Source organism: Micromonospora sp. NPDC126480 (assembly GCF_040302465.1).
Lineage (GTDB): Bacteria > Actinomycetota > Actinomycetes > Mycobacteriales > Micromonosporaceae > Micromonospora.
This window is the reverse complement of sequence record NZ_JBEORU010000018.1, coordinates 69,928-81,525: the sequence shown is the minus strand read 5'-3', so window position 1 is coordinate 81,525 and position 11,598 is coordinate 69,928. Positions and strand designations below refer to the sequence as shown.

The 11,598-nt window shown below is 71.8% G+C and carries 10 protein-coding genes and 1 riboswitch; of the genes, 7 read left to right on the top strand and 3 right to left on the bottom strand.

Going from position 1 to position 11,598, the window contains the following annotated elements; translation table 11 throughout:
- Nucleotides 1-206: 206 nt before the first annotated feature.
- Nucleotides 207-342: riboswitch (SAM riboswitch) on the top strand.
- Between the two features lie 10 nt (nucleotides 343-352).
- The 4 genes from thrC (at nucleotide 353) to paaN (ending at nucleotide 5,978) form a co-directional block, all read left to right on the top strand.
- Entirely contained in the window at nucleotides 353-1,639 is a 1,287-nt protein-coding gene (thrC, locus tag ABTW87_RS18240) for a threonine synthase (RefSeq protein ID WP_350651994.1), read from the top strand.
- Between the two features lie 257 nt (nucleotides 1,640-1,896).
- Nucleotides 1,897-2,949: an IS110 family RNA-guided transposase gene (locus tag ABTW87_RS18235; protein WP_350651993.1), complete on the top strand. Its 1,053-nt coding sequence runs from the start codon at nucleotides 1,897-1,899 to the stop codon at nucleotides 2,947-2,949.
- Between the two features lie 283 nt (nucleotides 2,950-3,232).
- Nucleotides 3,233-4,252 carry a GNAT family N-acetyltransferase gene (locus ABTW87_RS18230; RefSeq protein WP_350651992.1) on the top strand — a complete coding sequence of 340 codons (1,020 nt, stop codon included), beginning with the start codon at nucleotides 3,233-3,235 and terminating at the stop codon, nucleotides 4,250-4,252.
- 52 nt (nucleotides 4,253-4,304) lie between these two features.
- Nucleotides 4,305-5,978, top strand: a complete 1,674-nt coding sequence (gene paaN / locus ABTW87_RS18225; protein WP_350651991.1) for a phenylacetic acid degradation protein PaaN — start codon at nucleotides 4,305-4,307, stop codon at nucleotides 5,976-5,978.
- 111 nt (nucleotides 5,979-6,089) lie between these two features.
- Here paaN and ABTW87_RS18220 read toward each other — a convergent pair whose 3' ends face one another.
- A complete protein-coding gene (locus ABTW87_RS18220; protein ID WP_350651990.1) occupies nucleotides 6,090-6,635 on the bottom strand; it encodes a GNAT family N-acetyltransferase in 546 nt (181 codons plus the stop codon).
- Nucleotides 6,636-6,848: 213 nt separating this feature from the next.
- Here ABTW87_RS18220 and ABTW87_RS18215 point away from each other — a divergent pair, with 213 nt between their 5' ends.
- From ABTW87_RS18215 to groL, 3 genes are all read left to right on the top strand, one after another.
- Nucleotides 6,849-7,052 (top strand): cold-shock protein, encoded by a 204-nt coding sequence (locus ABTW87_RS18215; RefSeq protein ID WP_013288855.1) that lies wholly within the window; start codon nucleotides 6,849-6,851, stop codon nucleotides 7,050-7,052.
- 211 nt (nucleotides 7,053-7,263) lie between these two features.
- The gene (locus ABTW87_RS18210; RefSeq protein ID WP_350651989.1) at nucleotides 7,264-8,400 is read left to right on the top strand and encodes a hypothetical protein; all 1,137 of its coding nucleotides are present in this window, start codon (nucleotides 7,264-7,266) and stop codon (nucleotides 8,398-8,400) included.
- Nucleotides 8,401-8,674: 274 nt separating this feature from the next.
- On the top strand, nucleotides 8,675-10,297 hold the full coding sequence (gene groL, locus ABTW87_RS18205) for a chaperonin GroEL (RefSeq protein ID WP_350651988.1): 1,623 nt from the start codon (nucleotides 8,675-8,677) through the stop codon (nucleotides 10,295-10,297).
- A gap of 63 nt (nucleotides 10,298-10,360) precedes the next feature.
- Here groL and ABTW87_RS18200 read toward each other — a convergent pair whose 3' ends face one another.
- Nucleotides 10,361-10,561: a hypothetical protein gene (locus tag ABTW87_RS18200; protein WP_350651987.1), complete on the bottom strand. Its 201-nt coding sequence runs from the start codon at nucleotides 10,559-10,561 to the stop codon at nucleotides 10,361-10,363.
- Nucleotides 10,562-10,646: 85 nt separating this feature from the next.
- Nucleotides 10,647-11,576 carry a GNAT family N-acetyltransferase gene (locus ABTW87_RS18195; protein ID WP_350651986.1) on the bottom strand — a complete coding sequence of 310 codons (930 nt, stop codon included), beginning with the start codon at nucleotides 11,574-11,576 and terminating at the stop codon, nucleotides 10,647-10,649.
- Nucleotides 11,577-11,598 lie beyond the last annotated feature (22 nt).

Below are 11,598 nucleotides of genomic sequence, written 5' to 3'. Positions count from 1 at the left end.
TGGTGGAGGGCCACCAAGGGCGGGGCGTCTACGTTCGCGAGCGCGCCAAGTAGCTTCGAGGCTCGGCTGATCGCACAGATGGATCAGTTCCAAAGCGCGCCAGCCGCGGTCTTCGTTCCTGCGGAGTAGGTCACATCTGGCCACAGGATGGGAATGCGAGTTCGGCAGCGCGCGGCCTCTGCCTAGACTCGGCGGCACAACTGAATACCTCATCCAGAGGGGCTGAGGGATACGGCCCGACGACGCCCCGGCAACCACCCCGCGCGCTCACCGCAGAGCGACCGGCGGGGCAGGTGCCAATTCCGTCCCCGCCGCAGAGTGCGACGCGGGGGAAGATGAGAGGACTTCCGACATGACGTCGACGCTCGTCCCGTCCGGCATCGACACCGCCACCAGCCCCGCCCGCGCCCTGGTCTGCCGCGCCTGTTCGGCCCGGTACCCGCTGGCCGCGCAGCACGCCTGTTACGAGTGCTTCGGCCCGCTCGAGGTCGACTACGACACCGCCGCCCTCGCCGCCGTCACCCGTGAGCAGATCGAGGCGGGCCCGAAGAACATCTGGCGGTACGCGGCGCTGCTGCCCGCCGGCCAGGACCCGGCCGCCCGCGTCACCCTCGACCCGGGCCTCACCCCGCTGGTCGCCGCCCCGCACCTCGCCGCCGAGCTGGGCATCACCGCCCCGCTCTGGGTCAAGGACGACAGCGCCAACCCGACCCACTCCTTCAAGGACCGGGTGGTCTCGGTGGCGCTGACCGCAGCCCGGGCCCTCGGCTTCACCCGGTTCGCCTGCGCCTCGACCGGCAACCTGGCCAACTCCGTCGCCGCGCACGCCGCCCGCGCGGGCACGCCGTCGGTGGTCTTCATCCCCAGCGACCTGGAGCAGGGCAAGGTGGTCACCACCGCCGTGTACGGCGGCGACCTGGTCGCCATCGACGGGTCGTACGACGACGTGAACCGGCTCTGCGGTGAGCTGGTGGAGACCGACGAGTTCGAGGACACCGCGTTCGTCAACGTGAACGTCCGCCCCTACTACGCGGAGGGGTCGAAGACGCTCGGTTACGAGGTCGCCGAGCAGCTCGGCTGGCGGATCCCCGCCCAGGTGGTGATCCCGATGGCCTCCGGTGAGCTGCTGACGAAGATCGACAAGGCGTTCAGCGAGCTGGTCGAGATCGGCCTGGTCGAGGCGCCGGCGGACGGCTGGAAGGTGTTCGGCGCCCAGTCCGCCGGCTGCAACCCCATCGCCACCGCCCTGCACGACGGCACCGACACCATCACCCCGGTCAAGCCGACCGGCATCGCGAAGTCGCTGAACATCGGCGACCCCGCCGCCGGCCTGTACGCCCTCGAAGCGGTCCGCCGCACCGGCGGTTGGATGGAGTACGTGGACGACGAGGAGATCCGCGCCGGCATCCGGCTGCTGGCCCGTACCACCGGGGTGTTCGCCGAGACCGCCGGTGGCGTGACCGTCGCGGTGCTGCGCAAGCTCGTCGAGTCCGGGCGTCTCGACCCGGCCGCCGAGACGGTCGTGTTCAACACCGGCGAGGGCCTGAAGACGCTGGACGCCGTCGCGAGCGAGGTCGGCCCCACCCACCGCATCAAGCCCTCCCTCCGCGCCGCCCGCGACGCCGGCCTCCTGACCTGACTGTGAGGCTGGCCGGGTCGGCCCGAGGGTGATGGGCTGATGGCTGGTAGCAGCGGACGTGACTCTTGCCCTGACTGGCTTCGTGCCTTTGGCGGGACTTGTCCGTCCGCTGCTGCCGGCGCCGGCCCGGCGGGAGACGTTTGGCCTGATCAGGAGCTTGACCGCCAGTTAGTGGCTGGCGTGTCTCATCACAGTCCTGCCATCTCCGCACCGGACCGGACCTGTGCGTCCCCACGGTGAGGAGAGAACGCATGTCCATGCTGGCAGATCTGGTCGAGGTCGTCATCGGCGTCGACACCCACAAAGACACCCATACCGCCGCGTTACTCGACACCCGCACCGGCGGGGTCCTGGCCCGAGCCACGGTGAGCGCCGATCCGGACGGCTATGCGGAGCTGCTGGTAATGGCCGGGCAACACTCAGGGCTGCGGGCGTGGGCGCTGGAAGGCTCCGGCGGCTACGGCGCCGGCCTGGCCCGGCACCTGGCCGACGCCGGTGAGCTGGTCGTCGAACTCGACCGGCCGGTGCGCCCGGCCCGCCGTGCCGGGGCGAAGTCCGACTCGATCGACGCCGAACGCGCCGCCCGCGATGCCCTGGCCCGTACACGGCTGGCGCAGCCCAAGACCGGCGCGCAACGAGCAGCGCTGCAGGTGCGGCTGACCGCCCGCCGCGCGGCCGTGGAAGCCAGCGCAGACGCCCAACGACAGCTGCACGCCTTGGTGATCACCGCCCCCGAGGTGGTGCGGGCCCGCTTCCGCGGCCAGAGCACCCGAATCATGCTCACCACCGCCACCCGACTACGCCCCACCACCAACACGGACGTTGAGGTATTCACCTGCCTGACCGTGTTGCGCGACCTCGCCCGCCGCGTCCGCTTCCTCGAAGCCGAAGCCGCCGAACACGAGAACGCGATCCGCACAATCGTCCGCGCCTGGCGACCGGACCTGCTGCAGCTGACCGGCGTCGGGCCGATCGTCGCCGCCACCGTGCTCACCGCCTGGTCCCATCCCGGACGATGCCGCGACGACGCCGCGTTCGCCATGCTCGCCGGCACCGCCCCGATCCCAGCGTCCTCCGGCAAAACCGTCCGCTACCGCCTCAACCGCTCCGGCGACCGCCAACTCAACCGGGCCTTGCACACCATCGTCCTGACCCGCCTGCAACGCGACGAACGCACCCGCACCTACGCCGACCGCCGCCGCGCCCAAGGCAAGACCGACCGCGAAATCAAACGCTGCCTCAAACGCTACGTCGCCCGCGAACTCTACCGACGCCTCGAAACCCCACCCCAACCACTTGACGCGGCATAGGAGCGTCCGACCCGCCCACCCACCCGTGCATCGTTGGCGGGTTGGGGGGAATCGGACGGTAGTCGGGGTTTCGCGCTCAGTGCGGAAAACGCGCCGTGAAGGACTTGACGTCGGCAATTGAGCGGCGCAAGATGCTCCGTGCGGGAGGGCGTGTCGCCGAAGACCTTGTTCTTACGACCCAACGCCGGAGGCGTTGTGCGATCGTCCCTCCCGACCAACGTCCGATCGGGGCCAGCGGAAAAACCGCTGGCCCCGATCGTGTTTTCCGCGCACGCTCGGACCCATGAGCATCGCCGTCACGCCGTACGACGCCGCCGACCCGGCCGCGATCGACGAGGCGCACCGGATCGCGTTCGCGGCCACCGCCGCCGACGAGCCCGACTTCCCGAACCAGACGCGGGACGAGTTCGCGGCGTACGCGGCCAACCCGATGCCCGGGTACGTGTTGGTCCGCGCCCTCGGCCGGCTCGACGGTGTCGCCGCCGGCCACCTCGAACTGCGGCTGCCGCAACTGGACAACACCGACAACGCAAGCGTCACCCTGGCCGTCCACCCCGAGCACCGGCGCCGGGGCGTGGGCCGGGCGCTGCTCGCGTACGCCGTGGAGGTGGCCAGGGAGCACGGCCGCAAGCGGCTGTTCGGCGACACGGTGGTGGCGCTGCCGGGTGGGCCGGCCCGTCCGGAGGCCGGCGGCGCCTTCGCCGCGGCCGCCGGCGCGCACGCGGCGCTGACCGAGATCCGCCGCCGGCTCGACGTGGCGGCCGTCGACCACGCCGTCCTGGACGCGCTGCTCGCCGCCGCCCGCGAGGGCGCCACCGGCTATCGGGTGGTGGGCTGGCCGGGCCCGGTTCCGGAGGAGCACGTCGCCGACGTGGCCCGGCTGGAGAGCCGGATGAACACCGACGCGCCGATCGGGGACCTGGAGCTGGAGGCGGAGAACATCGACGCCGGGCGGATCCGGGCGGTCGAGGAGGTCCTCGAGGCGCGGGGCCGGCGCCACTACCACTACGGCGCGGTGCACGAGGCGACCGGCCGGCTGGTCGCCTGGACCATGCTCGACGTCAGCTCCCGCTCGCCCTGGCACGCCTGGCAGCAGACCACGATCGTCGACCCGGACCACCGCGGTCACCGGCTGGGGCTGCTCGTCAAGATCGAGAATCTGCGGTACGCGATGGCGCACGAGCCCGAGCTGCGCGCGGTGGACACCTGGAACGCGGCGGTCAACGAGCACATGATCGCAATCAACGAGCAGCTGGGTTTCCGCCCGGTCGACGGCTGGACGGACTGGCAGTTGACGATTTGAGTTGTGACACGGGCCTACTGATCGTGCGGTCCGGTGTTGCATGATGGCGGGCATGACGGAGACCCCGCACCCCCTGTACGACCGGCACGCCGACACCCTCACCCGTGCGCTGAAGGCCATCTCGGAGCGCGGTTACTGGTCCGCCTATCCCGAGTCGCCCAGCCCACGGGTGTACGGCGAGACCGCCGCCGCCGACGGCAAGGCGGCCTTCGAGGCGTACCTGGGTCGCGATTTCCCCCTCGACCAGCCCGGTGACGGGAGCACCGTCGCCACCGAGGCCAGCCCGTTCGGGGTTGACCTGGGCGTCCGCTACCCGCACGCGGCGGCCGACCAGCTCGTGGCCGCCGCCACCGCCGCGCTGCCGGCCTGGCGGGACGCCGGCCCGCAGGCCCGCGCCGGCGTCTGCCTGGAGATCCTGGACCGGCTGCACAAGAACGTCTTCGAGCTGGCCAACGCGGTGCAGTTCACAAGCGGCCAGGCGTTCGTGATGGCCTTCCAGGCCGGCGGGGCGCACGCCCTGGACCGGGCGCTGGAGGCGCTCGCCTACGCGTACGCGGAGATGACCCGGCACCCGGGGACGGCCGGCTGGGAAAAGGCGGCGGGCAAGGGCGACCCGCTGCGGATGACCAAGACCTTCCACGTGGTGCCGCGCGGCGTCGCGCTGGTCATCGGCTGCAACACCTTCCCGACCTGGAACTCGTACCCGGGGCTCTTCGCCTCGCTGGTCACCGGAAACCCGGTGGTGGTCAAGCCGCACCCGCGTGCCGTCCTGCCGCTGGCGGTCACCGTCAGGTACGCCCGCCAGGTGCTCGCCGAAGCCGGCTTCGACCCGAACCTGGTGCAGCTCGCCGCGGAGGCCCCGGGCGAGAAGCTCGCCTCGACGCTTGCCCTGCACCCGTCCGTGAAGATCGTCGACTTCACCGGCTCCACCGAGTACGGCGACTGGCTGGAGGCCAACGCCCGGCAGGCGCAGGTCTACACCGAGAAGGCCGGCTTGAACACGGTGGTGGTCGACTCGACCGACGACTTCGCCGGAATGTGCCGCAACCTGGGCTTCACGCTGACCCTGTACAGCGGCCAGATGTGCACCACCTCGCAGAACATCCTGATTCCCCGCAACGGCATCGAGACCGACCAGGGGCACAAGAGCTTCGACGAGGTGGCCGGCGGCATCGCCGCGGCGGTCGGCAAGCTCACCGCCGACCCGGCGCGCGGGGTCGAGCTGACCGGCGCGATCGTCAACGACGGGGTGCTGGAGCGGCTGGACGAGGTGACCAAGGTCGGCGAGCCGGTGCTGGAGTCCCGTACCGTCGAGCACCCGGCCTTCCCCGGCGCGGTGGTGCGGACGCCGACAATCGTCAAGCTGGGCGCCGGCGACGCCGCCACCTACTCGCGCGAGTGGTTCGGGCCGATCTCGTTCGCGATCGCGACCGACTCGACCGAGCACAGCCTGGAGATCCTGCGCTCCACGGTCGGCGAGATGGGCGCGCTGACCGCGGCCGTCTACGCCACCGACGAGGCGGTGCTGGACGCGGCCGAGGCGGCGGCGATCGAGGTCGGGGTGCACCTGTCGGCCAACCTGACCGGCGGGGTGTTCGTCAACCAGTCGGCGGCCTTCTCGGACTTCCACGGCAGCGGCGCCAACGCGGCGGCCAACGCCGCTCTGACCGACGGCGCGTACGTCGCGAACCGCTTCCGGGTCGTCCAGAGCCGCCGCCACGCCTGAGGTGTAAGGAAGGGCCCCTTCTTAACGCCTGGTGCATAGGAAGGGGCCCCTCTTAACAGAGGCTCGAGTTAACAGGGGCTCGAGTTAACAGGGGCTCGAGACAGCGGCGCGTCACGCCGGGCGGCGCATCTGAAGTTCGGTGAGCGTGGGGATCGTCGGATGCGGGACGCGTACGCCGGTGTCGACGAAGCCCAGCCGCTGGTACGCCCGGTAGGCCCGGTCGTTGCCGACCACGACCTCCAGCATCAGCTCCGCCCGGCCGCAGGCACGCGACCAGCCCGCAACCGCGTCGACCAGATCGGCGAGCAGCCCGGTGCCCCGCCAGGACGGCGTGACGTAGACCGCGTACACGACGGTGAGGCCCGGCTCCTCCGGGGTCACCGTGCCGCCGGCGTGCCCGACCAGCCGGCCGCCCGGATCCGCGACGAACTGCGCCATGCGGGTGCCGGACGAGACGTGCGCGACGCGCGCGGCGAACTCGGCGTGCGGACGGGCGGCCGCGTCGGCGATGGTCTCCAGGAACGCCAGCGGTGCGTCGGCGAGCATCTCCAGCCGCAGGGCCCGCATCCGCGCGGCGTCCGCCGGCCGGACCCGCCGGACCTGTGCCCGCCGCACCGCGACCTGCCCCGGGTCGGGCGCGCCCGGGTTGCTCGTCATCCCGCATGCCTACCACAGCGATGAACAGCGATGCGGATCCCCCGGAATATGCCCGATTTGTGGTCGTGCGCCGCCGTCACGCCTCGTGTAGCGTGCGATTTCGGTCACCGATTCAGCGGCCGTCGCCGATCGCCGAACCGGTGCCGCCCCGCGGGCCGGCGCGCCGGTCGCGGCGGGGTGAGTGGAACGCCGCGCAGAGTGAGGAAGTGCACCGTGGCACAGGGCACCGTTAAGTGGTTCAACGCCGAAAAGGGCTACGGCTTCATCGCCGTCGACGGCGGCCAGGACGTCTTCGTCCACTTCTCCGCCATCGAGATGGACGGCTACAAGGCGCTGGACGACGGCCAGCGGGTGGAGTTCGAGATCGCCCAGGGCCAGAAGGGTCCCCAGGCCGAGCGGGTGCGCGTCATCGCCTGAGCGGCCCTCGGCTCCGCTCCGCCGGGAGCCGACCGACGACGCCCGTGATCCGCCACCGCGGACCGTGGCCGGCCGGGGTGCGGCACCGACACCGCACCAGGGAAGATCGTGAACCGTTCCAGCCGTCGCTGAGGAGGGTTCATTGTCCGACCAGCCACCCCCGACCGTGCCGTCACCGCCACCGGATGATCGAGATTCGACGTCCGGTGCCGTGCCGCCTCAGGCGGCCCCGCAGCCCGGCACGCCCGGAGCCGAGGCGGCCCCGGGCCGCGACCTGCCGGGAGCCGAGCCGGCCCCGGGCCACGGCATGCCGACAGCCGAGCCGGGCCAGCCGCCGGCCGTCCCTCCGTACCCGATGGATCCGACCACGCCGGCGTACGTCTGGGGTCCGGCCGCGCCTGCGCCCGGCACGGGCGACGCGACGTGGGCGGCCTCCGGTCCGTGGCAGCCGGGCGCTCCGGTCTGGCCGGGGCAACCCTTCGCCGGCTGGTCCGCGGCCGGGCTCGATCCCGCCGACCCGCTCGTCACACCACCCGGTGCCGGCCTGACCGGCTGGTTCGACCGGTGCGTCGGCGCGGTCCGGCGCGGCTGGCGGCTGCTCCTGCCGATCCTGCTGTTGACCCAGGTGCTGCCGGCGATCCTGGTCGGGCTCCTGACGTACGCGGTCGACCCGACAGCGAAGTGGGAGACGGCCACGGCCGACGACCCGGCCGCGCTGCCCGACGGGTTCGTGGGGGACCTGGCCACCCTCTTCGCCGTCGCGGTCGGCGGCGCGGTGGTCTTCGGCCTGGTGCAGAGCGTGGGCTGGGCGGCGGGCACCTGGGTGATCGCCCGCCAGGCGGCCGGTGAGCCGGTCGACCTGGCCGGCGCGTTCCGCCACGGTCTGCGCCGCGCGCCGGGTCTGTGGGGCTGGACGCTGCTGATCGGCCTGCTGATCGCCGTCGGCGTGTGTTTCTGCGTGCTGCCCGGTGTCTACCTCGCGTTCGCCCTGAGCCTGGCCGGCCCGGTCTACCTCTTCGAGCGGCAGGCCCCGATCGCCCGGTCGTTCCGGATGTTCCACGACCGTCTCGGCCTGGTGCTCGGCCGGGTGGCGCTGATCGCCGCCGTGGTGATCGTCGTCTCCGGGGCGGCCGGCGTGCTGGAGGGCATGGCCACGATGCCGTTCGGCGCGGCGCCGCTGGAGTCCCCGGGCACGGCTGTCGGGCTCCTCGTCGTGCTGACGATCACCGCGCTGCTGGCGCTCCCGGCCCACCTGGCGCAGCAGGTCGGGCTGGTCGTCACGTACGCCGAGCAGCGGGCCCACGAGGCCCCGGTGAACGCCGCGCGGCTGGCGGCCGAACTCGGCTGACCGGGGTGATCGTGCTTGCACTCGGCAAGGGAGAGTGCTAAACAGGTCATTGGCACTCGCAGACCGTGAGTGCCAATGGTCGGGGCGGTAGGGCCACGGCCGCACAAGTGTCCCGAGACACGGGTGCGGCACATGGCCGGTCGTCGCGGGCTATCCGGCCCGGCCTGCGGACGTCGTCGTCGCCAGGTGGCGACGTCCCAAGGTGCGTACACCAGGCGGCCCATCCGGGGCACACCCTCGGGTGGCCCGTGAGTGTCCAGGAGGACAACGCCGTATGGCCAAGATGATCGCGTTCGACGAGGAGGCTCGCCGCGGCCTCGAGCGGGGCATGAACCAGCTCGCCGACGCCGTGAAGGTGACCCTCGGCCCCAAGGGCCGCAACGTCGTGCTCGAGAAGAAGTGGGGTGCCCCCACCATCACCAACGATGGTGTGAGCATCGCCAAGGAGATCGAGCTCGAGGACCCGTACGAGAAGATCGGCGCCGAGCTGGTCAAGGAGGTCGCGAAGAAGACCGACGACGTCGCCGGTGACGGCACGACGACGGCGACCGTCCTGGCCCAGGCCCTGGTTCGTGAGGGCCTGCGCAACGTGGCCGCCGGCGCCAACCCGATGGCCCTGAAGCGGGGCATCGAGGCCGCGGTCACGAGCGTCTCGGAGGAGCTGCTGAAGCTCGCCAAGGACGTCGAGACCAAGGAGCAGATCGCCTCCACCGCCTCCATCTCCGCCGGTGACACAAGCGTCGGCGAGATCATCGCCGAGGCGATGGACAAGGTCGGCAAGGAAGGCGTCATCACCGTCGAGGAGAGCAACACCTTCGGCCTGGAGCTGGAGCTCACCGAGGGTATGCGCTTCGACAAGGGCTACATCTCCGCGTACTTCATGACCGACCCGGAGCGTATGGAGGCCGTCTTCGACGACCCGTACATCCTGATCGTCAACAGCAAGATCTCGTCGGTGAAGGACCTGCTCCCGATCCTCGAGAAGGTCATGCAGGGCGGCAAGCCGCTGCTGATCATCGCCGAGGACCTGGAGGGCGAGGCCCTCGCCACCCTGGTGGTCAACAAGGTCCGGGGCACCTTCAAGTCGGTCGCCGTCAAGGCGCCGGGCTTCGGTGACCGCCGCAAGGCCATGCTGACCGACATCGCCATCCTCACCGGTGGCCAGGTCATCAGCGAGGAGGTCGGCCTCAAGCTGGACGCCGTCGGCCTCGACATGCTGGGCCGCGCCCGCAAGGTCGTGGTGACCAAGGACGAGACCACCATCGTCGACGGTGCCGGTGACGCCGAGCAGATCCAGGGCCGGGTCAACCAGATCCGGGCCGAGATCGACAAGAGCGACTCCGACTACGACCGCGAGAAGCTGCAGGAGCGGCTGGCCAAGCTGGCCGGTGGCGTCGCGGTGATCAAGGTCGGCGCGGCCACCGAGGTCGAGCTGAAGGAGCGCAAGCACCGCATCGAGGACGCCGTCCGGAACGCGAAGGCCGCCGTCGAGGAGGGCATCGTCCCGGGTGGTGGCGTCGCGCTGGTGCAGGCGGGCAAGACCGCCTTCGACAAGCTGGACCTGGCCGGCGACGAGGCGACCGGCGCCCAGATCGTCAAGATCGCGCTGGACGCCCCGCTGCGGCAGATCGCCGTCAACGCCGGCCTCGAGGGTGGCGTCGTCGTCGAGCACGTCCGCAACATCGAGGCGGGTCACGGCCTGAACGCCGCGACCGGCGAGTACGTGGACCTGATGGCCGCGGGCATCATCGACCCGGCCAAGGTGACCCGGTCGGCGCTGCAGAACGCGTCGTCGATCGCGGCGCTCTTCCTCACCACCGAGGCCGTCGTGGCGGACAAGCCGGAGAAGACCCCGGCCGCCCCGGCTGGCCCGGGTGGCGGGGACATGGACTTCTGAGTCCAGCTCCACGACACCGGGAGGGGCGGGCCGCGTCAGCGGTCCGCCCCTTTCGCGTATCTCCTACGTCGGCAGCGGCCGTTGGTTGCGCCGCTTCTGCGTCCGGTCGTACGGCTGCCGTACCTGGACCGGCTCGTCCACCACCGCCACCGGTTCGTCGGCCGGCGGCTCGTCGGTGCCGTCCATCTCCGCCCGCTGCTCGGCGTCGCCGAAGTCGATTCGGTCGAAGGGCAACGGCCCGGGCCGTTCGTCGTCCGTGGTCATGCTGCCTCCTCTACCGAAACGGTAGGGGGCGTCGATGGGCGACGCGGGCGAATGACGCTATCAGGTGATCTATCCTATTCGCCCGTTATCGATCCGCGAGGGTCCTCCGGTACAGGAAGAACACCCGCTCGATCCGGGCGCCCGCGCTGCCCGAGTAGAACCGGACCGGGCCCACCCAGCCGATCTGCGCCGCCGTGACCCCGGCGGCCCGCTGGTCGGCCAGGCAGCGACGGAGCAGCACGCCCCCGATCCCCGACCCCTCGGCCGCCGGCGCCGTACCCATCGGGCCGAACCAGCTCGGCCGCGACGAGCCCCAGGCGGCGAACCCCAGCACCTCGCCGGCACGCTCGGCGAGATGGCAGCCGGCCAGGTCACGGCCGACCGAGCCGGCCAGCTCCGCGTCCCAGGCACCGCCGAACACCGACCGGGCGAAGGCCGCAAGCGCCGGCAGGTCCGCCAGCTCCGCGCGGCGTACCGCCACGCCCTGGCCGGCCAGCCGCTGCTCCGCCGGCGCCGTCGTGCGCAGGGCCGGGCTCCCGTCGTACGACAGGTCGGCGGTCATGTTCCAGGCCGTACGGTCCTGGCTGTAGCCGAGCGCCTGCGCCGCGCAGACCGCCGGCGTGTACCGCACGTCAATGCCCGGCCAGGCATAGTACGGCGGGTTGCCGGCCAGCAGCACCTCCGTCGCCCCGAGCGCGGCGAGCCTCGTCTCGGCGTACGACAGCAGCGCCCGGCCGACGCCGCGGCGCCGGTGCGCCGGGTCCACGGCGACCAGGTCCACGTGCCCCTGCGCGCCGTCGCGGCCGGAGACCGAACCGATGAGTACGCCGACGAGGAGACCGTCCCGGTACGCGCCCAGCGGGACCACCGGCCGGTCGGCGGCGGCCCGGGACCAGAGCACGTCCACGATGGCCGGCGCCTCGGCCGCGTCCTCCGGCAGGTCCAGCGCCCGGCCGCACAGCTCCAGAACGGCGGAGAGGCGGTCCGGGGTCAGCTCGACGATCTCCACGCCCATGGACGCCGACCCTAGATCACCG